This window comes from Marinomonas sp. 5E14-1, from assembly GCF_039939215.1.
Taxonomy (GTDB): domain Bacteria; phylum Pseudomonadota; class Gammaproteobacteria; order Pseudomonadales; family Marinomonadaceae; genus Marinomonas.
Genome location: NZ_JBDXMW010000008.1, coordinates 70,113 through 94,299 on the forward strand (window position 1 = coordinate 70,113; position 24,187 = coordinate 94,299).

The following is a 24,187-nucleotide window of genomic DNA, read 5'->3' on the forward strand; positions in this document are numbered from 1 at the left end:
TCCACCTTTTTATTATTATTGAAAAACTAAGAACGAGAATGAGCAAACGGCATTACTTCTGCAATGTGCTTTTTTTCACACATTAACATCAACAACCTATCTATGCCTAAGGCCACACCAGCGCATTCAGGCATACCGCTTTTTAAAGCGCTGAGTAAACGTTCATCGAATTGTCTGTCAGCCAATTTCATCTCATTGCGGGACGCTTTGTCTTTCTCGAAACGATGCGTCTGTTCCTCAGCATCAGTTAATTCATGATAACCATTGGCCAGTTCCATGCCTTGCCAATATAGTTCAAAGCGCGCAGCGACCCATTGATCATTATCATCCATGTGAGTTTTCGCAAGAGCCGCCTGAGATGCAGGATAACTGTGAATAAAGCAAGGTTGCTCTGTACCAATCGCGGCTTCCACTACACTTGCGAAAATTAGCTCCAGCAAAGTGTCTCTATCTGTTTCTTGCAATCCATACTCCGTATGTTTATGAGCACATTCTTGCAGTGCGCACAGACTAGCAGACAAAGGATCCAAACCAGTATGACGCAAAAAAGCATCTTGGTAACTTAGCCGCTCACACATCAAAGTATCATCATCCAATATGTATGCGAGCAAAGCTTGAATTTCATCCATCAACTGCCAATGATCAAAACCCACTCGATACCATTCCAGCATGGTGAATTCGATGCTATGACGACGCCCAACATCTTCCGCGCGAAATACTTTCCCCAATTGATAAATAGAACCGGAGCCTGCACAAAGTAGGCGTTTCATGGCGTATTCAGGGGACGTTTGCAGATAATACGTTAGGTCTTCACCTTGCGAACGAGTGTGACTGGTTAAGACTTCGATATGTGGATCAGAAATACTCCCCAAAGACAAACAAGGTGTATCTACTTCCATCACATCGTGAGCATCAAAAAAAGCACGAACTGTTTTTAATAGTTGGGCTCGCTTTCTCAAAACGGGAAGGTCTGCACTGGGTTGCCATAAGGACGCATTGTACATAGCAAAAGCTCTGGAAAAATAAAATCCATCATAGCAAATACTAAGGTTCCATGGTGAGAACTGAAGCCTATTTGCTTTATTGAGTTACTAAAGTACGTACTTTCTATCTGTATAAAGAATCCTAGTGGCTAAGAGTAATTATTAAAGAACACTTAACAGATAAGGATACGTTATAATATAACAATATTTAATAATCCCTTAGGAGATCAACATGTCTAACCCCATTCCTGTTACCGTACTCACTGGCTTTCTTGGTAGCGGTAAGACCACCTTGCTTAACCGTATATTGTCTGAAGATCACGGCCTGCGTATCGCTGTGATTGAAAATGAGTTTGGTGAAATCGGCATAGATCAAGATCTAGTCATTAATGCTGATGAAGAAATATTCGAGATGAACAACGGCTGCATTTGCTGCACCGTACGTGGCGACTTAATCCGCATCCTCCATGAATTAGCAGAACGCAAAGACAAATTCGACCGCGTCATTCTAGAAACTACTGGCATGGCAGATCCTGGCCCTGTGGCACAAACCTTTTTTGTTGATCCTTCGATCAGCGAACAATATGAACTGGATGGCATCATCACTCTAGTAGACGCCAAACACATCAGCACTCACCTAGACGAAAGTACCGACGAAGTCATGGCTCAAGTGGCGTTCGCTGATCGCATCATATTGAACAAAGCCGACTTAGTCTCAGAAGACGACATGCTTGGTTTGAAAAAGCGCCTAAAAGGCATGAACCAAATGGCGGGCTTCTATTCTGCGACCATGGCTGATGCACCTATAGCCGAGCTGTTAGACATTGGTGGATTCAACATTCAGCGCGCCATAGACATGAAACCCAACTTCTTAGAACCAGAATACCCATTTGAATGGGGTGGAATATGGCAACTGCCTGCTGGAAAATACCACTTTAAGATGGCCAACGGCCCAGATCCTGACATGGCATTTCTTATCACTGACGTTAAACATACAGCTGAAACCGCTGTCTTGAACTTGGCAGAAACCGTCTTTGTGAGATTTTCCAAATCTGGAGAGCCTATTTCTCATGGGCAAACACTAAGAGAAAGAAACCAATGCTACCGCCTACAGCTTGAAGGCCAAGATCATTATGAATTTCATTTAGAACTGGCTACAGATCAAGACATCGCCGTGTTCTCTCAGCACACGCCAGAAGAGTTTAAATTAGCGCTTTTAGACAAAGACAGCACCGAGCGTTTCCCTGTGGTAGAACACTGTTTTAATGCCGAACATGAACACAACGATGCCGTTTCTTCACTTTCTATCGAGTTAGCAGGCAGATTTGATGGCGATATCCTCAATGCTTGGATGGGAATGTTTCTACAAGAAAAAGGCGTCGATGTGTATCGAATGAAAGGCGTGCTTGCCATTCATGACGAAGTGCATCGTATTGTGTATCAAGGCGTTCACATGCTATTTGGCGGGCAACTTGGAAAACCGTGGGGAGATGAAACACCAACCAACCGCATGATCTTTATTGGTAAAAACCTTGATGAAGACTACATTCGCGGCTCATTGGAAAGATGCTTATATAAATAACACTTCCGCCCTTAGTGATATAAAATAGAGCATTGAGTGGAAGCAAAATCACTCAATGCTCCTTCCATCTCAAATGACCAACACGACTTTAATTCCATGAAAGATATAAAAAATGTTTTCCGTAATCTCGAAAAGCTATTAAGAGACGCCAGCTGGTTTGACGATGATTGGGAAATATACAACCGTGGTCCGTATCTTCAACTCTACAAATCAAACTGGCACAACCACAACCAAGGCGGCGTTCATTTCGAGACCTTCATTGAGGCACCGCAAATCAAACAAAAGTCGTTTCCTATCTGCATGCACGCCGAAGAAGACTGCCCTTCACAACCAGAATTTATTGAAAAGTTTCTTAAACTAGAAAGCGGCCGTATAAAAAGCTGGAAAGGCTACCAAACCATCGGCAAGGGCTATCACATCTGCGAGCGCACCATGCCGCTTAACTTCAAAAGCCTAGAACAACGCATCTTTGAAGAACTGAACCGACTTCGCCAACTGGCAGACAGTATTGAACAAGCATTCGACGAAGTGAAGGGTGAGCCAGAATGGTAAAGCGTCAGAAAAGTCCCTGCATCGACCTTTGTGATTTCTCAGGGCCCAAAGGCTGGTGTTTAGGTTGCGCTCGCACCCGCCCAGAATGCAACCAATGGCAAAAAATGAAGCCTTATGACAAAAACAAAATAGAAAAAGAACTGCAAAAACGCATGAACCAAATCAAAAATCAGAACGGTAAATAAACACAACCGTTATAATAGTGTTTAAAACAAACCAAATAGCCACTTATGAATTAACCTGCCCGGTGCTAACGCACCAATACCCGCTCCAACAAGTCCAAAAAAAGCACCTTTAGCAAATCCCTTATGACGTTTGATATTACCGACTCGAGCAAAATAGATAGACGCCGCGACACAGATCAATACCCAAATAGACAACAAGTGAATAATGCCAAAGGGTCCAATAACTGGCGTAAATTCTCTTATTCCAAAAGATGATACAGCCACAATAACCATTGCCAACATCCAAGAATGGCCAATAAACTTATGCTGTACCGTTCCCTTACGGGTCGTTAACTGAATAGTACCAGTGATAAGGGCCCAAATGGCCGCAGATATGTGAAGAGTTAAAAGCATAATAATCCTCTAAAATTACCCCCACAGGAGAAAGCTGCGTAAACATTCTTTATCATAGTAAGTACTTTAAACCTACAAATAAAAAAGCCTTCGATAGTGTTCTATCAAAGGCTTCTTTTGATTTGCTTGCTTTAGCTAAGAAGCCAAAAATCATTTACCAGTCGCGCGGGAAACGTATTCACCACTGCGTGTATCAATACGCAATACTTCACCGATGTTGATGAACAATGGCACACGAACCATAGCGCCAGTTACCAAGTAAGCAGGCTTAGAACCGCCGTTTGCAGTATCACCTTTTACGCCTGGATCCGTGTCTTTCACTTCAAGCTCAATGAAGTTTGGTGGAGTCACAGCAAGAGGTGCACCGTTGTATAAAGTCACAACATATTTTTCTTGCTCTTTCAGCCAATTTTTCGTGTCAGAAATGGCATTTTCATCTGCTGCGTGTTGCTCGAAAGAGCCATCAACTGCCATGAAGTGCCAGAATTCGCCGTCGGTGTACAAGTACTCCATATCGGTTTCCATCACGTCAGCGGCTTCAAGAGATTCACCTGATTTGAAAGTACGCTCCCAAACGCGACCACTCTTTAAGTTACGCAATTTTAGACGGTTAAAAGCTTGGCCTTTACCTGGTCTAACGTGTTCGTTTTCTAAAACAGAACATGGGTCGCCATCAACCATTACTTTCGCGCCAGTGCGCATATCGCTAGTAGAAATATTAGCCATAAATCCTCACGGTATAAATTTAGAGAAAAGGCTCAGACTGGCGTATCATGTCAGTCTAAAGGTCTTTTATAAGATCTTTAAAAGCCATCAGCCTACGAAAGGCCAAAAAAGTTGGCGCCATAATAACCCAAATTAACAACATTTTGCAGATATTTGACGTGATTCCCATTAAAACACAGAACACAACAAGCTGGCCCCAACACCTCACGCAGGCAATCACCTCTCTGAATGACCTTGTTGAAAGCCTTGGTTTACCTAAGGATCTCCTCACTCAAGGTCAAGACGCTCAACACAGCTTCAAACTTCTGGTGCCACGACCTTATTTGTCTCGAATGGAATACGGCAATCCGAACGATCCTTTATTACGCCAAGTCATGCCAGACGCAGCAGAAATGCTGGAAGTAGCAGGCTACAAAAAAGACCCATTAGAAGAAGCTGATCATAATCCGCAAAAAGCCATTGTGCATAAATACAAACGCCGCTTGCTGGTTATCACCACAGGAACCTGTGCGGTAAATTGCCGTTATTGCTTCCGTCGCCACTTTCCTTATGGTGACAACCAACTGGCTCAAGCGGAATGGCAATCTGTCATTGATTACCTCATTGCACATCCAGAGGTCAATGAAGTGATCTTGAGCGGTGGCGATCCATTGATGATGAAAGACGCTTTACTCGCCAATAAGGTTCGTCAAATCGAGGCTCTACCACAAATCAAACGACTACGTATTCACTCTCGTTTACCTGTGGTGATTCCTGCTCGTGTGTGTGATGACATGCTGGATTGGATAAAACAAAGCCGCTTAGACATCATTATGGTTTGGCATATAAATCACGCTAACGAAGTAGATGAAGAGCTTGCCAAAGCCGCATTCAAACTGACGCAAGTGGGCGTCACCTTGCTCAACCAAGGCGTATTATTGAAGGGCGTCAATGATTCAGTAGAAGCGCAAGTGAACTTAAGCGAAGCGGTATTTTCGGTAGGTATTTTGCCTTATTACATGTTCACGCTCGACCCAGTAGAAGGCGCAGCCCATTTTGATGTGTCCATTGAAGAAGCCCAACAACTCATGGGAAAAGTCGCCGCAGAATTACCCGGTTATTTAGTGCCTAAGCTCGCGAAAGAGATTCCGGGACGAACATCAAAAACCGTGTTCGCACCGGTTTTGTCATAAATCACTAACGCGACAAAGCAATGCGTCCGACTTTCACTTGGTTTTGGCGTATTTTGACTCTCGGTGCCAGTTCATAAATATCGCCGTTCCCACCCACTAACTGCTGCGGAACATGGCTCGCTTTGGCAACCTTGCCATTGCCTCGTAGGTGCTCTGGTTCCCCATGAACAGGCACCGCGATTTGTGGTTGAACCCAAGTGTAAAGTTGCTTCAATTCTTCCACACAAGGATGCCCACTGACGTGAATGGGCAGCTCTGTATCCTGTTGCTGTAAGGTGCGAATTTTTTGGCCTTTGAATTGTTCCACCAAACGCATAATGGCGTCTTCGTTGCCGGGTATCATCATGGCGGAAAAAATCACCATGTCGTCCGCTTCTAACGTTAAGTCGAAACAGTTCCCTGCCGCAAGGCGATTCAAAGTCGCTCGAGGCTCCCCTTGGCTTCCAGTGACCACAGCAAGCACTTCTTCTCGCGGCAAATACCCAAGATGCGCTGCATCGATTAAAGGCAAGTCATCAGGCCAATGTCCTGTCGCCTTGGCCGCACCCACCATGTTTGTTAAAGAGCGGCCAATCAGCGCCAAATAGCGCCCTGTTTCTTGCGCCACACGACCAAGCGCCACCAGCCGAGCCACGTTGCTGCTGAAACAACCAACCACCACTCGATTCTTTTCTGGGGCAATTGTCGCCAACAGAGCTTCATAGCAATCGTGCTCCGAAATGGAATGACCGTCTCGTAACGCATTGGTCGAGTCGCACATCATGGCGAGAATGTTTTCTTTGGCGAGTGCTTTGAAATTTGCAGGGGAAAAGCCTCCGCCAATAATAGGTTTCTTATCAATTTTCCAATCCCCTGTGTGGAAAATCCGCCCTGCTGACGTGTCAATGGTCATGGCAAAAGGTTCTGGGACAGAATGAGTCAAGGCGAGCCAAGTTACGTTAAACACGCCGATTTTTTGGTTCTCATCTTCTTTCACCACAATGACAGGAACGTCGTCCGCTAAACCCACTTGCACTAGTTTACGACGCAAGACTTCGGCAGTAAAAGCCGTGGTGTAAACAGGACATTTGAAACGACGCCAGAGAAAAGGCAAAGCGCCCACATGATCTTCATGGGCGTGCGTTATGACAATGCCTGCAAGACGTTCTTTTTGTTCAGAGATAAAACGGGGATCAGCACAAACCACTTCCGCTGTATGGAGATCGTCTGGTTTTAAAGGCTCGTTGAATGAGACGCCGCAATCTATCATCAACCATTGGCCGTCATGGCCATAAAGGTTCATATTCATACCGATTTCGCCGGTGCCACCCAATGGCAAAAACCACAAATCGTCTTGTCCTGGTATTAATGGTGAAATAATTAACTCCTTTTAACGTTTAAAACCATTTTGGTCTTCAGGTAATTTCTCTAGCTTTTGAGACACTCAGCTAACAATTTGGTTCCGGCCACTATTCTTAGCTTCGTACAATTTCTCGTCCGCTTTATTGACACAAATCTTCAATCTGTATGCTGTCACTACTTTCATGATGCACAACCTAAAAACTCATTGTGATATGTTCTTTTCCGGCCAACTCTGTATTTTTTAGCTCATATTTGACAGATGTTTCAAAATGAAACGAACCTCACGACCACTCCTTAGAAAAAACAATCACCCCAGAGTCAATACACTCAAAAGAGCTAAAGCTGCCGGCAAACCTTGAACAAAAACAATGGATTTCTTCACTGTCAGGCTGCCATAAATCGCCGCGACAACAACGCAAGATAAGAAGAAAACTTGCAGCTGCATCGCAAAGGCTTCGTTGCCATGCATTAAGCTAAACACCAAACCCGCTGCCAAAAAGCCATTATAAAGTCCTTGATTTGCTGCCATGGCTTTTGTTTGTTTGGCCAAAGCCGGGTCAATACCAAATACTTTTAACGTTCTTGGCTTAGTCCACATAAACATTTCCAATACCAAAATATAAAAATGTTCGATAGCGACTAAGGCAACTAGAATAAAAGTGAGTGTGTGCATGTTTTGGATGAGTCCATCGTGTGAGGAGAGTTGATTATTTATAGCATAGACAGGATGTGACCACACGTTATCCCTCTAAGTTTCTTTTATCCTTCAACTTTTCATTGCATCCCCAATACAAGGCACTTAACCTAACTCACCATAAATTTCTCTCATCTTTTTGGTTATGGATTAATGCATTGAGCCGTTTTATAGCAAACATTAAAGATAAAAAAGTCGGCATGCTCATGTCGCTTTTTGTGGTTTTCAGCCTAACTGTTTTAGGTCTCTACGCCATCAAATATTTTGGTACACAATACACGGAAGAAATCCTTCAAAAACAACTCGACGATGCAGGCTTAACGCCTTTCGTTCATTATCAAACCGTGCACTTCAATCCTTTTACACTGACACCATCTATAGAAGAAGTAAGTTTTGGCTTTAAAAATTCGCCTTGGTTGCTGTTCAGCCGAATCTCCCTAAACAGTTACCCATTAACCTACCCTGATCTAGATGTGGATTTCTGGATAAAGAACAGCCTAGCAGGAAACCTTTCCTACGACACAAGGCGTCTAATGAAAGCCGCTGGCATCACCACACTATTAGGCAAAGGCTCTTTATCTTCTAAGATCAATGAAGACCATGTAACTTCCGAATTCAAGCTCGACATTAAAGGCTTAGGCATATTATCGACTTCTAGCCATATTCGTTTATTGAACAATGAGCTATCCATGCACGAGATACGTACAGACTTACTTGCGTCCATCGCCATGGGGCAACCTTTAGGGCTCTTTTTCATTCATGGTGAGGCTTTGGAAATTAACGATTTGGACATTCGCTATCAGGATGCAGGACTCGTTACTTGGCTGATTCCTGAGGCACCCAAAAGCCAGCAGGAAGAAAAACAACTGGCTAGCTTACTGAAGCTTCTAAGCCAAAGCTTAGGCTTCGCGAGAGCGAACTCAGTGGAAGCGGATGAAATTGCCAACGCCTTGGTCGGTTTTTTGAAACCTTCTCAAGATCCATCATTAAACACTCAAGCAAACAAAAAACAGCTACGCTTACAAATGTCGCCTTCAAAGCCACTTAGCTTACAAGAACTGGCTCTAATGGCTCATGAAACGCGCTTATACAGAGACAGCAATATGCGATTAACCCACTAACGTCACAATCGACCATCAGGATTGCAATGGAAAACGTCACCATTTTAGTAGACGTGCAAAACGTCTATTACACAACAAGAGATACTTTTAAGCGTCCCTTTGATTACAACGCGTTCTGGAAGCAAGCCACAGAAGGCCGAAATGTGGTGAAAGCTATCGCCTACGCCATAGACAGAGGCGACGAAAAACAACGACAATTTCAAAACATCTTGCGAGCCATTGGCTTTGAGGTGAAATTAAAGCCTTTTATTCAACGATCCGATGGCTCTGCCAAAGGCGATTGGGATGTTGGCATCGCGATTGATGGCATTGAATATGGCAAAGAAAGCGATGTGTTGGTGTTAGTATCGGGCGACGGGGATTTTGCCTTACTGGCAGATACACTCAGGGAAAAATACCAAACCAAGGTAGAGGTCTACGGCGTAGAAGCTTTAACCGCGCAGAGTCTAATTTACTCTGCCGATCACTTTATTCCAGTTTGTAATAAATTGTTGCTCACATAAGCTTTATTGAATGCGAATGATTACAATATGATATTACAATTCTTTTCATAGTGTTGAATTTACATGCGTAGTATTCAAACTGACATACAGTTTGTTAAAACCAAAGCTGCATTGCACAGACGCCTTAGCCTAATTAATGGGCTAATCGTATTGGCGTTCGGTATAATAAATCTCTATCTACAACAGTTTGATATCGCTTTCCTAGAAGCTGTTCTCGGAATTCTAAATATTTACTTTTTTTGGTCTGCAAAACGCACTGGTACAGTTAACGCTCGTCGCATCAATTTTCTACTGTTTTCCATTTCAGCCGTTATGTTTTACACCTTCAGCACAGTGGATTTAAGAACAGGCATCAGTTATTGGTTGCTTATTCTGCCTCCTCTTTATTGTATTTTCTTAGGTCCTAAAAAAGGCTTGATTTACTCTATTCTGGTGCTTATCCCTACACTGTATTTGATCATTACCAAAAGTGACACAGAGCAACTGTTCGCTTATCGCTCTGCCTTGAATTTCACTGGTGCTTACTTTTTGGCTTATTCAGTCTGCTTTTTGTACGAGAATCAATACATTAAAAATAGCCAAATACTCCATCATATGGCTTATAAAGACCCGCTCACAGAAGTAAAAAATCGTCATGCCTTAGAAATTTTCTTCGAAGAATTTAATTCTGCTAAAGATAGTAATGCCCAAACAACCCAGCTTTTGATTTTGGATGTGGACTACTTCAAAAAGATCAACGACCAGTTTGGGCACGAAGTAGGTGATCTCATCTTAGTAGAGTTCTCCAGCTTTTTAAGAAAACATGTAGGCAAAGACAACGCTTACCGGATTGGAGGAGAAGAATTCTTAGTTACCTTACAAAACTCGTCTCCATTAGACGCCTGCAATTCTGCTGAAAACCTACGTAAAAGCATTGAAAAACATGAGTTTAAAGTCGCGCAAAACACAATCACTTTAACCGTGAGCATTGGTATATCTGAGTTAAAAAAAGGAATGGAATTCAACGCATTCTTACGAAACGCAGACCAAAACCTCTACCTTGCTAAAAACCAAGGCCGAAACATCGTTCGTCATGATGGCGGTCTTTGTTCTGAAATAAGCTAACACTCAGATTTTTACAAAGACATCAAAAGAAGGTTTCTAAAAATAAACTCTCAACTTTATCTCTTGCCCAGGGAGTTTTACGCAAAAACTTCAAACTGGATTTGATAGAAGGGTCACTTTTAAAGCAATTAATGTTGATGCGCACAGCCAACTCTTCCCAACCGTAATGATCAATCAACTCTATCAATATCTGCTCTAACGTGATGCCGTGCAAAGGATTATTGGCTTGTGTTTCATTCATTTCTAATCTGCTCTATTCATTGATTCATACTAAGCTGAAGTATACAGCAAGTAGGAATAAACTCACTGACTCTGCAATATACTTACATTGGTATTTGACTAATGACGCCGTTCCCAGAAGAATAGCTTCAAATAAAGTATTTATTCATTATAGGAGCACAACAATGGGAATCTTATCAGGCTTAAAAAGTTTATTTGCCGGAGGCGAAAGCGCACCAGAGCCAACCGAAGAAGCTATTGAATACAAAGGCTTTATGATCACGCCAGCGCCGATAAAAGATGCAGGACAACTAAGAGTCGCAGCAACCATTACCAAAGGTGAGGGTGAGGAACAACAAGTGCACAACTTCATTCGTTCAGACCTCATCCCAGGCCGTGACGAATGCATTGAAGTAACATTACGCAAAGCCAAAATGACAATCGATCAACTTGGTGACAACATCTTTGGTTAAGCACACAAATTAGAAGGCGATTTATTATGAGCGTACCAATAGGACAGCACTGGACACAAGTCAGCCAAGGTGAAGACTTATTGGGCGCAGACTTCATTGCCCGAACCTTCGCTTTTCCTGGGTCGAAAACGCAAGTACACACAACATTGGTTCATCATATCGGCCGACCAAGAACCGCCAAGGCCATTCTTTATGTTCACGGATACACAGATTACTTTTTCCAAAAAGGCTTAGCAGAATACTTTATCAAGCTTGGCTATCGCTTTTACGCTGTGGACTTACAGGGTTACGGCCGCTCTATCCGTCCATCTACACCACCCAATTGGTGTGATTCCATCGAACAATACGGGCAAGATTTAGACATAGCGCTCGCCACAATGCGACAAGATGGCGTGAAACAAGTGGTCATAATGGCACATTCAACAGGTGGGCTTATTGCGTCGTCTTATCTTGCTCAACCTTACGCAATTCCAGAAAGAGAAAGCCATTACAACAAAGCTTTTCCAGAAGTCACAGGGCTCATACTCAACAGCCCATTTCTGGCTCTACCGTTTCCGCCTGCTCTGCTTAACCGAATCGGTTGGCCAATACGCGCTTTAGTATCGATATTTCCTTTTGCGTTTTTACGAGCCAAGAAAATCAACACTTACGCTAAGACATTGCACACTCGATTTGGGGGAGAATGGGATTACCGATTGGATTGGAAACCCGCGGAAGGTTTTAATTTATCTTTCCGTTGGCTAAAAGAAATTATCCGTGCGCAACATAATCTCGCGACGCAGAAAATAGATATCCCTACACTACTTTGTCGTTCAGAAATCAGCACGATTGGCAAAAAAACGGTAGAAGAAATCCAACAAGGAGATGGCGTATTAGACATAGACAGCATGGAGCAAGCCGCCGAAAAAACCTTTTCGAATCTAGACAAAACCATCATCCCAAAAGGCTTCCACGATCTTTATCTGTCTCATCAAGAAGCGCGTGAGGCCTATTTGTCCGCTATATCTAAATGGCTAAAACGCTGATATCAAGCACCTTGACGGCGCATCACCCAATCCAACAAACAAGTTGGTAGAACTCGTCTCATTAAGACAGCTCCGTAAGTGGGTAAAGTCACATAATAACGCGCTTTTGGGCGTGACGATTCCAAAGCATGAATTAACTTGCTCACTACCGCACTCGCTGACAATGTTTGAGACGACGTTGCGCCTTCCTTACTTAAACGAGCAACAGCCTCTTCATAACCTTTCTTATGACGGCTATTTTCCATATCAATATTTTCTTTGAGTGCCACCAAAGCATTGACGCGAAAGCGACTTTCAATCGGGCCTGGCTCAATCAAACTTACTTTAATCGGTGTATCTGAAAGTTCCAATCGCAAAGTATCTGTCAAACCTTCTAAAGCAAACTTACTGGCGTTATAGGCGCCACGGAAAGGCGCAGCCACCAAGCCCAATACAGAACTATTGTTCACAATACGTCCATAACCTTGCGTCAACATTAGCTTCAATACTTTTGTCGTGAGTTCATGAGTCCCAAAAAAGTTACTTTCAAATTGAGTTCGTAACACCTCTACAGGTAAATCTTCCACCGCTCCGGGCTGTCCATAAGCGCCATTGTTAAACAGAGCAAACAGCTTACCCTGAGTAATCGCCAAGGTCTCTTCTAAGCCTTGCTGAATAGAAGTTGAATCCGCCAAATCCAACTGAACGACGTGTTTAATACCTTGTTCTTTTAATACTCCCACGTCTTCCTTTTTTCGGCAGCTGGCAACCACCAGAAAATTTCGATCTTGTAGCATCTTCGCGGCTTCCAAACCTATCCCTGAAGAACACCCAGTAATTAGAACGGCGTATTGCATGCTTGTCTCCTATTCCACTTTCACTCGTACTTTTTAAGCCACTTCTCTTGGCGACCCAATGCGTTTACCTTTATAACGCTTCAACACTATACGGAAACGCAGGATCAAGATAGTCGCCAACAAACACAAACCAGCGCCCAAGCCAATATAAAAGCCGCGAACAGACAAGGTCTCAGACCAAGGGCTGTAATGAGATAACCAGTAACCAAATGGCATACTCAAGCCAAACAAAGACACACCAAAAGCAATCATAGAAGAACGCGTATCACGGAAACCACGCAAAGCTCCGGTGAAAACCGCTTGTAGCATATCTGGGAATTGATAAAAGGCCGAGATCACCAAAATGCCCGCCGCCAAAGCCACAACTTCCTCGTTAGTGCTGTAGATATAAGGAATATGATTATGGAAAAGCTGAGTCACTATGAAACAAGCCATCACATAAGTTAGACCAAGTCCGACAATGACACGAACGCGTTTGATAACGCCTTCGACACCTTCCTTAGACATAGCTTTCGCCACAACAATGGCCGTCACCGCACTCATCGCCATCAAAGGTGTGAACAAGAAAGCTGTATAAGACATGACAATTTGTCCGCCGCCTAACGCCAAATCACCAAAGGCAGAAATCAACCAAGTCATTGAAGAGAAAAGACCAACTTCAAAAGCAAAAGCAAAACCCGCTGGTGCACCGACGTTTAACAAAATCGAGAATTTACGTGTGTAACGCCACACTAATCGAGTGAATAACGGCGTTTTATTAATAAAACGGTCGTACACAAAAAAGATGGTTACAGCTAAATACAAAGACAACAAAGACGCTACCGCCGCACCTTCTGCACCCAATTCAGGGAAGCCGAAATTGCCAAAAATAAGCACGTAGTTAAATAAGATATTCAGTACTAAACCCGTGCTCGCAACGAATAAAGGAAAGCCAGGACGGCCTGCGGCTTCAAACAGATTTTTATAGGACGTCATCAGAGCCAACATAGGCAAAGCAGGCGCAAATATGTACAAGTAATTTACCGACACTCGACGAGTTTCTTCCTCTGTCGCCATCATGCCTGCAAAATGTGGCAACACAAAAACCACCAACAAACTCGCCAACACACCTAAGCCGATAGACAAACCCACAGCTTGAGACATATAAAGATTCACCAACTTAGGCTGACGACCATGCAAATGACGCGTCACCAAGGGCGTAATTCCAAACGTCACCCCAATCAAAAAGCACCCTACTGGCAACCAAAGACTCGACGCCAATCCAACTGCAGCTAAATGCAACGCACTGTAATGCCCTAGCATGATGGTATCTACCACGCTGATCGACAATTCCAATGTCATCGTGAGTACCATAGGAAACAATAAATGAAGGACTTCTTTCAAAACAGGAAAACGCTTAACCACACATCACCGCCGACTATCCATAGAACACAAAAAAACAGCCGAGCAATTTACCACCTATCCCCCAACAATGCACAGAAAACCACCACAGCCAAAACACACCAGCTTACATCATTGTATTTATGGGAAATTCTCGCGACAATGACGCGCCCTAAAAACTCAATTATGGACGATCTTTATTACATGACTATTCTCGCGACGCTCGGCCCATTACTTATCTCATTACTTTTCGGTTATTGGGTGAATATCAAAGTGTTTTCTCCCGCTCGAGTGGCGAAGTGGCTAGAGCAGCTGGTGTATCTAATTTTGGGGTTAATAGGCTTCAGTCTTGGTGCGCTCGACAATCTTGCAGAAAAGCTACTGGTTGCTGGATATCAAGCTGTCGTGTTTTTTGTGCTCGTTAGTGCGATCAGCTTATTTGGGCTTTATATAAGTGGAAGGCGCTTCGGTGTCACACATGCAAAACATTTATCGCAGAACCCAGAGGGTAAACAAAGCCATGCTTTAATGGATGCTGCGAAATCCATAGCTTGGGTCGTTGCCGGGATCATTGTGGGATTTTTCACCAAAGATTGGGTGTCCGGCATCGATGAAATGGTGACTTTTTTACTCTACTTCTTATTGTTCTTGATTGGCTGCCAACTCAGACAAGGCAACTATCGCCTACGCAAACTCTTCCTAAACTCTCAAGGCGTTATTATTGCGCTGGTCACCATCATCACGACCTTATTCGCTGGCTGGTTAGGCAGCTTAGTATTAGGTCTCAGCTGGCACCAAGGGCTTGCTGTTGTCTCTGGATTTGGTTGGTACAGCCTATCGGGCATTTTAATCACCGGGCTTGGCGATCCAGTACTTGGTACCACAGCCTTCTTACTTGACCTCAGCCGCGAAATTCTCGCTCTAATGCTCATCCCGTTTCTTGCCCGATTAAACAGTCACATGTCCGTTGGTTACTCTGGCGCCACTGCTATGGATTTCACCTTGCCTATGTTAGGTAAGTTTCATGGCGCGCAAATCGTCCCTGTTTGCATCGCCAGCGGATTCATCATGAGCATACTCTGCCCAATCTTGATTCCTCTTTTCATTGGCATCAACCCAAGTTAACCTCTCCCAGCCCCCTTCTTAACAAAACTGGGGCTAGGAGGAGGTTAAATTTGTCAAAAATTCGTAAAGATCGAATTGTAAAGAAACGACCTTTAGCAAACACCGTCATGCTTGTGTAAAAGCGATTGTCTCCTATAAGAGCTGCAGATTAACCTCATTGCATGCTTTGTCCTTTGCGGAGCCGTTTGTAAATGAAAAAAGATCTTTTGGAACTCAAACAAAGTGTGCAGGTGAAGGGGTCGCTTTGGTAAAAACGCTCAAACATAAAATTGGCATAAAACACCTAGCTTATGTTAGAACAGATACTAACGGATCTGGCTCCGCGAAGCACAAAGCGTATTAATATCTGAATTTATATGTTTCTAATTTTTTTCCGCTTGATAAAATACTGAATCGAAACGCTATGCGAACTGAACTCTGTCTAAGTGCTTAGATCACTCAGTGACAACTTTCAAAATAATCATGGAACACTTTTTATGAAAAAATCTCTTATTGCTGCGCTGGTTATCTCTTCAGCGTCTTATTCCTACGCAGCTGACACAATCACTCTAGATTCAAAAGAACAGCGCCTTGGTTACAGCATAGGCAAAATGTTTGGTTCACGCATGTCACAAGACTTTTCAGAATTGGATATCGCAACCTTCATGGCGGGTTTTAAAAGTGCATTTGCAGGTGAAGAAGGCCAAATGACACTGGATGAAGTTCAACAAACTATCCAAACCTACCAGCAAGAACAAGCAGAGCTTGCTCAGCTTGAACAAGAAAAACAAGCCGCTGAAGCAAAATCCGCAAGCGAAGCTTGGTTGAAAGAAAAAGAAGCCGAAGAAGGCGTGATGAAAACAGAATCTGGCTTGTTATATAAAATCATCACCGAAGGAACAGGTGAGAAACCAGCTGCAACAGACACAGTAGAAGTAGACTACGAAGGTAGCCTAATTGACGGTACTGTATTTGACAGCTCATACGAACGTGGCGAATCCATCACCTTCCCACTAAATGGTGTAATCCCTGGCTGGACAGAAGGTCTACAACTTATGCCTGTTGGCTCTAAGTACGAACTGTATATCCCAACAGATCTAGCTTACGGCCCTGGCGGCACAGGCCCAATTTCACCATACGCTGCACTTAAATTTGTTGTGGAATTACACAGCATTCAAGCTGCAGAGTAATCTTCTTTCTCTGTCGTTACACTGACGAGAAAAACGAAAAGCTGTTTCAGAATTTCTGAAGCAGCTTTTTTATTCCCTTCAAGCTCACAATAGAAAGCTATTGAAGAAAGCAAGCGACTAAAGGAGAATAACGGCTAACTCAGAACTCGCTAGAAAAGGGAAAGACGTGAAACTTAAAGAGTACATACCCTCATTCATAAATATCATCAAACTAAGAAGTCTCTCTCTAGAAAAGCTGAAATCAACAAATGCTCCTACACTACCAGTGATTGTAACATTAACCTCCATCCCTTCTCGTTTGCATATCATTGACATTACGATTCGCAGTATTTTAAACCAACCTCAAAAGCCACAAAAAATTGTACTTTGGCTGCATGAAGAGCTGCAAAACAAGCTTCCCAAAAAGCTAACGGATCTTGTAGGTGAGATATTTGAAATACGCTTTCAAAAAGAGCTCACCTGCTCACATAGAAAACTGATTTACTCTCTAAAAGAGTTTCCAGATACAGCCCTTATAACTTGCGACGACGACCTAATTTACCGCCCAGAGTGGCTTGCTTCGCTTTACAACGACCATCAAGCCTACCCGAACAGTGTCATTGCAAATGAATGTCGAATGATTACATATAATGAAAGTGGAAAGTTATTACCATACAAACAATGGACATACCTAAAAACACCAGGTGTTGTCGATAAAAAGTTACTTCCTATTGGATATGGTGGGGTTTTATACCCTAAAAATGCTTTGCATGAAGATGCAACCAATCCTGACCTTTTTTTAAAACTAGCGCCAAAGGCAGACGACTTGTGGTTTAAAATGATGTCCCTGTTAAAAGAAACAGAAGTAAGAAGGTCATCAAATCCATGTCAAAAACCAATACCAATTGCAGGCTCACAAGCGATATCTTTGAAGAAAACAAATGTCAGAGAAGATAGAAATAGGCCACAGTGGCTGATACTTTGCGAACATTACGATGTAAAGCTCTAAACACGCAATAGAAAACCAAAGCGTATAGATTATTTAATTGAGCTACGCGCTTTTTTTTGTGCTGATAAAAATGATATGTAACGGTGAATAGAAGTAGCTGATACTTTATCTTGGAGAATGAGCTTATTTAAAGAAATTCCCCATTCTACACGAGTACGCTCAACCACTTCCAAAACTGTGAGCAAGGCATCAGCTTTTAAAGATCGTATTTCTTTAGCTATTTGAGTAAGGGTTCGAACCTTAAGTTCTTGATAAGCTTTTTTCTGTTGCCCAGTGGCAACAAAAGCACCTACGCTCGTAATACATCTCAACCAACTCAGATAAGCTCCTGTTTCATATTTACGGCCTGTTGCACCACTATTATGAATACGATATTGATACACTACATCAGGAATTAATACTAAGCGGTTCGCTTTACTAAATACCTCTACGCAAAATAACAAGTCTTGTGCCATACGATATCCAGGCGTAAAACGAATATTTTTAAAACTTGATGTACGGAAAATTTTCCCCCAAGGATGGCCGCGTAGCTTTTCATGTTTAAGCAGTACAGTAAAGCATTCACTCTCAATATACTCTTCTTTCTTCTTTACTGAATAGTTAACTAAACGTGGAGATTGAGCCGCTTTGAAGGAGGTATTATTTCCTTTGACAATATCAGCGCCTGATTCTTCTATTGCCTTATAAAGTGTTTCTAAAGCTGTTTCTGGAACAATATCATCAGGGTCAACAAAGACAAAGTATTTACCTTGTACTTGCTCTAGACCTGAATTTCGAGCGACTGAACTGCCACCATTTTCAACATGTTCAATAAGCACAATGTTGTCATATTTTGCTACGTATTCACGACAAATAGCCAAACTATTATCTGGAGACTTGTCTTCGACTAGAACAATCTGCAAAGAGCCCTGGAAGGATTGTGAGAGAAGAGAGTCTAAGCAATGTGAAATATATTTTTCGACATTATAGACAGGCAGAATTAAAGACAAATCACAAGTTTCGACGTTCATAAAACTTTATACTCTATTACTTATTTTTTAACAGATCTTACAATAGCAAAGACCATACCTAAAAAAACCAAAGCCTTTTGGATATAATTTATACAGCTATTTTTTCACCGTTAGCAGGCTATCTTTTTCTTCATGTTTTATTGCAGCCCAGAAAATCGTGATCGAAAAAAAGTACATCATGACCCCAATATCATGTGAAAATATAACTTCAGTAAAACCAAAATCGATATAAGACATTGGCACTACAGCGCCAGCAAGAGCATAAGATTTGATATTCCAATTATTGCCCTCTCTTATTTTTTTCATAAATAGTTTCAGCGGAATAAAATATAAAGCCAGTAAAAAAGCTAACCCAACTAGACCTCTTTTAGATACAGTATCAAGCACCTCATTATGAGCATGAAAAAAACGTACCGAACTTTGGCTTATATATTCCGAATCAGCTAATTCCTGCTTTATACTTCTTATTTGACTCTCACCGACACCAAAAATAGGAGAATCTAAAAACATATAAATAGCAGACTTCCACATATCAAAACGCATACCTACAGAAGTTACTTTATTCGTTTCTTGTACATAGTTTGAAACATTACTTACTGCTGCCTCGACTCGATGTTTTATACCTGTTTGAGGTGTAAAAAAAGCAACCGAAACCATCATGAAAAATGTTCCAAAAGCGAGAGCTATTCGCTTTCTTCCTAACAACTCTCTGCTTTCCCATAGTAGAAAAATAATAATAAAAGGGATCGCGACCCACCCCCCCCGAGAACCTGAAAGTATTGAACTAGCTACACCAGAGAGTCCACCAATTAAAAATAAAATTGTAAGTGGTATTTTTTTGCAACTATAATAATAAATGGCTCCAACAAAGCTTAAGAAGCCTAGCAGCATACTAATATCACCAAACATTATTGGGTTTTCTGCCCCCCTCGCCCTGGGCAAATCCAATATAGCTCTTTCATAAAGTGCTACCAAAAAAGCTGATATGGAACCAACACAAATACCATACCAAAGCACCTCTTTATAACCTGAAGCGCGTAACAATAGGATAAAAACTGGCAACACCACAATTATGAGAGAAAATCTATCAACCATTTTATGAACAAATATACCTGAATGAAACCAGTCAATTAAAATGGAAAAACAAATACTAATAAGAAATATCAGGAACACATAAAATAGAACTTTGTCATCATTATCTAGATTTTTCCAACAGTTTTTCAAAAAAAAGAGGGAAATGGATGATAGAAACAACAACCACGCCCCTATATGATAACCATCAGGAAAACTAATTGATAAGGCAAATATTAAACCAGCACAAAACCATACAAATTGACCTATTTTTCTCTCAAAAAACTTCATGCACTATATTACTCATCTTAATAATTCTTCAGGACTTTCCGCAACATATTATCAGCTTCATTTTCTGAGGAAGCCTCCACATAACACCTAAGCTCAGGCGCATTCCCTGAAGGTCTTAAGTGAATAATATCGCCGCTGTTTAAAGTCATGCGTAATCCGTCTGTTTCATCCATAGAAACCACTTCTAACTCTTCTCCTTGAGTTCCTATCACAGACAGTAGTTCAGCTTGTTTTGTTCTACTGTTTTTTATGTCGTTGATCAACTGTCGGCTGGTTTCTGTTGGGATACCTTTTATTCGGTCACTCGCGGTATGACGAGCAGGAAAGTCTTTCGTCAATTCGCTAATAGGACAGTCTTTTTCATGCGCCATAGCCAGCAAGATCAAAGCAGGCAGAACAGAATCACGAGTCGGTAAAGCATGAAGTGTTTGGCCATTTACCTCAAAATCTGAGCCTACCAAAAAACCACCATTGGCTTCGTAACCCACAAGGCGTGCATCAGGCATTTGCTCTAATAAAGTTTCCATTCCAGCGATCACATAAGGCGAGCCAATTTTGGTTCGTAATGTTTTACATTCCGCCCCCTGTAATTCACCCCTTAATTCAAGAACGGTATTCACATTCACAGGCGCGGCAACGTGGCTGGCTTTTAGATAGTCCGCACACAACACGCCAAGAATATCACCACGCAACCATTCGCCTTTTTCATTGGCGATCAATGGTCGATCACCATCGCCATCGGTAGAAATAATGGCATCCAATTGATGCTCTTGAGACCAAGCCAGACCTTTGGCAACGTCTTCTCGCGATACTGCTTCGGTATCAATGGGAACAAAAGTGTCTGTACGCTCTAGTGACACCACTTGCGCACCAAAATGCGCTAACAGTCGCTTAATCACATCACGAGCCACACTGGAATGCTCATACACACCAACTTTTTTGCCAGCTAGCATATTGCTTGGAAATAATGCTTTATAACGATCTTCAAAGGTCGTCATAGCATCGGTATTGACATCTGGAAGCAAGGTGTCAGGAAGCGCATCTGGCAAGGTAACAAAACCGTCCATAATAGCCGCTTCATCCGCTTTGCTGATTTCTCCATCAGGGCGATAAAACTTAATGCCATTACGATCAAAAGGAATGTGGCTGCCCGTAATCATCACGGCAGGCACTTGATGTTGCATGGCATAAAAGGCCAAAGCAGGCGTTGGAATCACACCACAGTAAACCGCTTCTGCGCCACTTTTCTCAATGGCAGCAATGCAGGCTTTTGCAATCTCAGGACTGCTAGGGCGTAAATCCAAACCAACTGCCACGCGTTGAGAGCCAGAACAAACACCCTGCAAAAAAGACGCAACAAAGGCAAAACACAATTCTGGCGTGAGATCCTTCACCAAACCACGAACGCCACTGGTACCAAACGCCACGCCCAATTCTTCACTCAATACTTTTACTTGCTTATTCATCAGCGATTAACGCCTATAACAGTCTGAAAAATAGACGATATCGTCTACTCAATGTATACATAATAAACAGAGCGCTCTGCTAATGTCGCTATGCTTTTATCAATATTGTCAATTTGGTGTAAGTCTATGTCATAGGTTTCTACAGTCCTTTTCGCCTCAAAACAACCAAAACGGTTCTCATTAGGGTTTCAATCTCCAACCAAATACTCCAATATTTAATGTAATAAAGATCGTACATTAGCTTTTGACGGGCATCCTCTATATTGGCCCCATAAGGATACAGAACTTGGGCCCAACCTGAAATTCCAGGACGAACTAAATGTCGCTCATGATAATAAGGAATTCCATGTTCATATTCTTCTACTAAAATATTCCACTCAGTTCGGGGACCGAATAGATGCATATCACCAACAAAGACATTCCACAGTTGCGGCAACTCATCTATTCTAGTTCGACGCATAACATTACCAAATGGAAAAATACGAGGATCTTCTTTTTGTGTATAGGGGTTAAACTCTGAGTTTTCATGCATACTGCGAAATTTAATCGCCTGAAACTCTTTTCCTTGCAATCCAACCCTAGCTTGTTTGAAGAAAACACGTCCTGGAGATTGTTTTTTTATCTTATAGACAGAAAATAACATCACTGGCCACACGAATGAAACCAACCCTAAACAAACAGAAATATCAACAACACGCTTAATCAAATAATTTAATCGATCATAAGCTTGAATTCGACCTAAGTAACTCAACTCCACCGATTCATAAGGGATATAGCATTTCCGTAAAAAGCTTTCCATGAAACTATGAAGAGTAAGGAGGTTAACACCTTTGAGGTCTAAACGTGTCAATTCTTTAATTAATTTAGGTTCTGCATTTTCACCCAAATTAATTACTAAAAAGTCTGGAGATAATGTCTCAATCCTTTCATTTATAGCAGATCTATTGAAGTCAATTATCGTATGTAGACGAATGTTATGCTTTTCTAGGTATGTGAACTCAAATTCGTTAAAAGAATAACCATTACCCAACACAAGCACTTCCGTACGACCATGAGAAGTTGAACGGCTCTTTCTGTTAATGACAAACTTTAATAAAAATACAAGAGAAGGAGTAATAACGATCCACATGAGAATCACAGATCGCGCAAAGCTAAAAATAGAATAATCAAGATAAGCCGCAAAAGATAAAACAAGAATACTAGACAACCAAGCCTTAAAGGTGATTTCAAGCTTCTTAGCTATGGAGCGTTCAAGATAACGACTATAACCACCTAAAAGCTGCGTAGACAACAGAAGGAATATTCCTGACAAAACGCCAAGCCAAATATAAGACGTTTTCCATGGCTGCTCACTCAAGAAAAACTGCATACATAACAAAGTTAGCAAAGGCAAGCAAAAATCGACAACTCGATAAGCCCACAAAACTCGTTTTGATTGATATCGGGGGATTTCTTCTTCTGTCATAAATAGCCCTTTAAACTCATCAAAACACTGTACTTCACTTCAATGTATTTCATGTACATATAAATACAGTTATCCATCAACTGACTGATTTAATACCAAAAAGAACTGCCACAAGAAATTTAGACAATTCTCCATACTCATATTCAGCCAAAGCTAACTTCCTACCATTTACCCCCATATTTCGTCTTTCATCTATAGGTGCTTGATAAAGCTTTAGGACGGAATCAGCTAATTTCACCGAATCCTGAGCTGGAACTAGCACTCCCGCGCCAGACTCCACAATAGGGTCAAAAGCCCCTGAATAAGCATGTATTATTGGCTTGCCGGAATAAAGATATTCAGGGATCTTATTTGCACCAATACCGAATCGATATAGGTCATCGTTAAGCCAGCCTATATAACAAGCATCAAACCGACTTAACATAGCTTGAATTTCAACCTTAGGGATTGGATCAATAAAAATCACATTATCTAAGTCTTTATCAATCACGGATTGTTGCAAGACCCGTTTTTCTTTGCCTGCACCAACTAACACAAATACTATGTCACTATTATTTTTTAACTGCTCAGCGCTTTCGATTAAGGTATCAATAGCATTAGCAACACCTAAAGTACCAGTATAGCCAACAATAAACTTATCCATCGGAAGTTTACTAGCAGTTTCTTGATTTAATGGTGTGTTCTGAGTTACTTCATCTAACGAAAAACCATTAGGAACCCAACTAAATTTAGATTTATCCATGCCTCTAGAAACCATATGCTCCACAGAGTTTTTTAAATTAGACACCACAGCATCGGATTCTCGGTAAGCCTTGTCTTCGACCCATTGCATAAAACGTATAAATGGATGCTTAGGTGAATACCCTCCAATCTCAGTTAAGGTTAGTGGCCAAATATCACGCACTTCAAACACTAAACGAGCTTTAAACTTTTTAGCTATTCGCTGAGCGCCCAAAAAAGAAATAGGTGATGGCGAAGAGCAAAGTACTACATCCGGTTTATCAGGAATAATTAGAGCTAACTTTTGAATACGCAATGAGAAAACAAACCAATTAAGCGCACGCTGTTTGCTGTGGGCTTCTTGGTAGTCCGGCATATTAATCCAAACCATATTAAAACCATCAACCTGCTCTACTTTGTAGGCACCATCCATTTCAACTTTATGACGCAATAAATGATGTGAAGCAGAAGCGATCAAATACACATTATAACCTTGCTTTACCAGTTCACGAGCGAAGTAGAAGTGTCGCCCCCCGATACCAGTTTCTGGAGTAGAAGCGTATTGATGAACGATCCAAACGGTTTTATTCACA

The 24,187-nt window shown here is 41.9% G+C and carries 25 protein-coding genes; 12 read left to right on the plus strand and 13 right to left on the minus strand.

The features are described from left to right. Window positions 1-26 precede the first annotated feature (26 nt). Window positions 27-1,004 carry an EF-P lysine aminoacylase EpmA gene (gene epmA / locus ABFY09_RS09030; RefSeq protein ID WP_347983982.1) on the minus strand — a complete coding sequence of 326 codons (978 nt, stop codon included), beginning with the start codon at window positions 1,002-1,004 and terminating at the stop codon, window positions 27-29. Between the two features lie 211 nt (window positions 1,005-1,215). Between epmA and ABFY09_RS09035 the strand changes: the two genes are divergently transcribed. Genes ABFY09_RS09035 through ABFY09_RS09045 form a run of 3 tightly spaced genes read left to right on the plus strand, consistent with a single transcriptional unit; the run spans window position 1,216 to window position 3,302 of the window. After that, entirely contained in the window at window positions 1,216-2,565 is a 1,350-nt protein-coding gene (locus ABFY09_RS09035; protein ID WP_347983983.1) for a GTP-binding protein, read from the plus strand. A 36-nt stretch (window positions 2,566-2,601) separates the two neighbouring features. Next, window positions 2,602-3,117: a hypothetical protein gene (locus tag ABFY09_RS09040; RefSeq protein WP_347983984.1), complete on the plus strand. Its 516-nt coding sequence runs from the start codon at window positions 2,602-2,604 to the stop codon at window positions 3,115-3,117. Continuing rightward, complete coding sequence (locus ABFY09_RS09045; protein ID WP_347983985.1) at window positions 3,111-3,302, plus strand: DUF1289 domain-containing protein; 192 nt, start codon at window positions 3,111-3,113, stop codon at window positions 3,300-3,302. Before ABFY09_RS09040 ends, ABFY09_RS09045 begins: the two co-directional genes overlap by 7 nt. A 21-nt stretch (window positions 3,303-3,323) precedes the next feature. Here ABFY09_RS09045 and ABFY09_RS09050 read toward each other — a convergent pair whose 3' ends face one another. Continuing rightward, window positions 3,324-3,695, minus strand: a complete 372-nt coding sequence (locus tag ABFY09_RS09050; RefSeq protein ID WP_347983986.1) for a DUF2306 domain-containing protein — start codon at window positions 3,693-3,695, stop codon at window positions 3,324-3,326. A 150-nt stretch (window positions 3,696-3,845) separates the two neighbouring features. Further along, window positions 3,846-4,421, minus strand: a complete 576-nt coding sequence (gene efp, locus ABFY09_RS09055) for an elongation factor P (RefSeq protein WP_317002705.1) — start codon at window positions 4,419-4,421, stop codon at window positions 3,846-3,848. Between the two features lie 158 nt (window positions 4,422-4,579). On the opposite strand from efp, the gene epmB reads away from it, so the two are divergent. After that, window positions 4,580-5,593, plus strand: a complete 1,014-nt coding sequence (gene epmB / locus ABFY09_RS09060) for an EF-P beta-lysylation protein EpmB (protein ID WP_347983987.1) — start codon at window positions 4,580-4,582, stop codon at window positions 5,591-5,593. A 4-nt stretch (window positions 5,594-5,597) separates the two neighbouring features. Here epmB and ABFY09_RS09065 read toward each other — a convergent pair whose 3' ends face one another. Together ABFY09_RS09065 and ABFY09_RS09070 are read right to left on the minus strand one after the other, a co-directional pair. Continuing rightward, entirely contained in the window at window positions 5,598-6,920 is a 1,323-nt protein-coding gene (locus ABFY09_RS09065; RefSeq protein WP_347983988.1) for a ribonuclease J, read from the minus strand. A 321-nt stretch (window positions 6,921-7,241) separates the two neighbouring features. After that, entirely contained in the window at window positions 7,242-7,607 is a 366-nt protein-coding gene (locus tag ABFY09_RS09070; protein WP_347983989.1) for a DUF1304 domain-containing protein, read from the minus strand. A 179-nt stretch (window positions 7,608-7,786) separates the two neighbouring features. On the opposite strand from ABFY09_RS09070, the gene ABFY09_RS09075 reads away from it, so the two are divergent. The 3 genes from ABFY09_RS09075 (at window position 7,787) to ABFY09_RS09085 (ending at window position 10,356) form a co-directional block, all read left to right on the plus strand. Next, window positions 7,787-8,749 (plus strand): hypothetical protein, encoded by a 963-nt coding sequence (locus tag ABFY09_RS09075; RefSeq protein ID WP_347983990.1) that lies wholly within the window; start codon window positions 7,787-7,789, stop codon window positions 8,747-8,749. Between the two features lie 26 nt (window positions 8,750-8,775). Beyond that, complete coding sequence (locus ABFY09_RS09080) at window positions 8,776-9,252, plus strand: NYN domain-containing protein (protein WP_347983991.1); 477 nt, start codon at window positions 8,776-8,778, stop codon at window positions 9,250-9,252. A gap of 63 nt (window positions 9,253-9,315) precedes the next feature. After that, window positions 9,316-10,356 (plus strand): GGDEF domain-containing protein, encoded by a 1,041-nt coding sequence (locus ABFY09_RS09085; protein ID WP_347983992.1) that lies wholly within the window; start codon window positions 9,316-9,318, stop codon window positions 10,354-10,356. Between the two features lie 22 nt (window positions 10,357-10,378). On the opposite strand, the gene ABFY09_RS09090 is transcribed toward ABFY09_RS09085, so the two are convergent. Continuing rightward, a complete protein-coding gene (locus tag ABFY09_RS09090; protein WP_347983993.1) occupies window positions 10,379-10,597 on the minus strand; it encodes a VF530 family protein in 219 nt (72 codons plus the stop codon). A 163-nt stretch (window positions 10,598-10,760) separates the two neighbouring features. Here ABFY09_RS09090 and ABFY09_RS09095 point away from each other — a divergent pair, with 163 nt between their 5' ends. Together ABFY09_RS09095 and ABFY09_RS09100 are read left to right on the plus strand one after the other, a co-directional pair. Continuing rightward, entirely contained in the window at window positions 10,761-11,048 is a 288-nt protein-coding gene (locus ABFY09_RS09095; protein ID WP_347983994.1) for an HlyU family transcriptional regulator, read from the plus strand. 26 nt (window positions 11,049-11,074) lie between these two features. After that, window positions 11,075-12,073 carry an alpha/beta hydrolase gene (locus tag ABFY09_RS09100; protein WP_347983995.1) on the plus strand — a complete coding sequence of 333 codons (999 nt, stop codon included), beginning with the start codon at window positions 11,075-11,077 and terminating at the stop codon, window positions 12,071-12,073. Between the two features lie 2 nt (window positions 12,074-12,075). Here ABFY09_RS09100 and ABFY09_RS09105 read toward each other — a convergent pair whose 3' ends face one another. Both ABFY09_RS09105 and ABFY09_RS09110 read right to left on the minus strand, forming a co-directional pair. Beyond that, window positions 12,076-12,909, minus strand: coding sequence for an SDR family NAD(P)-dependent oxidoreductase (locus ABFY09_RS09105; protein WP_347983996.1), 834 nt, complete (start codon window positions 12,907-12,909; stop codon window positions 12,076-12,078). 33 nt (window positions 12,910-12,942) lie between these two features. Next, on the minus strand, window positions 12,943-14,262 hold the full coding sequence (locus ABFY09_RS09110; protein ID WP_347984109.1) for an MATE family efflux transporter: 1,320 nt from the start codon (window positions 14,260-14,262) through the stop codon (window positions 12,943-12,945). 12 nt (window positions 14,263-14,274) lie between these two features. Between ABFY09_RS09110 and ABFY09_RS09115 the strand changes: the two genes are divergently transcribed. From ABFY09_RS09115 to ABFY09_RS09125, 3 genes are all read left to right on the plus strand, one after another. Continuing rightward, window positions 14,275-15,414 (plus strand): lysine exporter LysO family protein, encoded by a 1,140-nt coding sequence (locus tag ABFY09_RS09115; protein ID WP_347983997.1) that lies wholly within the window; start codon window positions 14,275-14,277, stop codon window positions 15,412-15,414. A 476-nt stretch (window positions 15,415-15,890) separates the two neighbouring features. After that, the gene (locus tag ABFY09_RS09120) at window positions 15,891-16,583 is read left to right on the plus strand and encodes an FKBP-type peptidyl-prolyl cis-trans isomerase (RefSeq protein ID WP_347983998.1); all 693 of its coding nucleotides are present in this window, start codon (window positions 15,891-15,893) and stop codon (window positions 16,581-16,583) included. A gap of 166 nt (window positions 16,584-16,749) precedes the next feature. Beyond that, window positions 16,750-17,571, plus strand: coding sequence for a hypothetical protein (locus ABFY09_RS09125; protein WP_347983999.1), 822 nt, complete (start codon window positions 16,750-16,752; stop codon window positions 17,569-17,571). 29 nt (window positions 17,572-17,600) lie between these two features. Here ABFY09_RS09125 and ABFY09_RS09130 read toward each other — a convergent pair whose 3' ends face one another. From ABFY09_RS09130 to ABFY09_RS09150, 5 genes are all read right to left on the minus strand, one after another. After that, the gene (locus ABFY09_RS09130; RefSeq protein WP_347984000.1) at window positions 17,601-18,581 is read right to left on the minus strand and encodes a glycosyltransferase; all 981 of its coding nucleotides are present in this window, start codon (window positions 18,579-18,581) and stop codon (window positions 17,601-17,603) included. A 96-nt stretch (window positions 18,582-18,677) separates the two neighbouring features. Next, entirely contained in the window at window positions 18,678-19,943 is a 1,266-nt protein-coding gene (locus ABFY09_RS09135) for an O-antigen ligase family protein (protein ID WP_347984001.1), read from the minus strand. A 17-nt stretch (window positions 19,944-19,960) separates the two neighbouring features. After that, the gene (locus ABFY09_RS09140; protein ID WP_347984002.1) at window positions 19,961-21,409 is read right to left on the minus strand and encodes a phosphomannomutase; all 1,449 of its coding nucleotides are present in this window, start codon (window positions 21,407-21,409) and stop codon (window positions 19,961-19,963) included. A 139-nt stretch (window positions 21,410-21,548) separates the two neighbouring features. Continuing rightward, window positions 21,549-22,874: an exopolysaccharide biosynthesis polyprenyl glycosylphosphotransferase gene (locus ABFY09_RS09145; protein ID WP_347984003.1), complete on the minus strand. Its 1,326-nt coding sequence runs from the start codon at window positions 22,872-22,874 to the stop codon at window positions 21,549-21,551. 76 nt (window positions 22,875-22,950) lie between these two features. After that, window positions 22,951-24,186 carry a glycosyltransferase family 4 protein gene (locus ABFY09_RS09150; RefSeq protein ID WP_347984004.1) on the minus strand — a complete coding sequence of 412 codons (1,236 nt, stop codon included), beginning with the start codon at window positions 24,184-24,186 and terminating at the stop codon, window positions 22,951-22,953. Between the last annotated feature and the right edge of the window lies 1 nt (window position 24,187).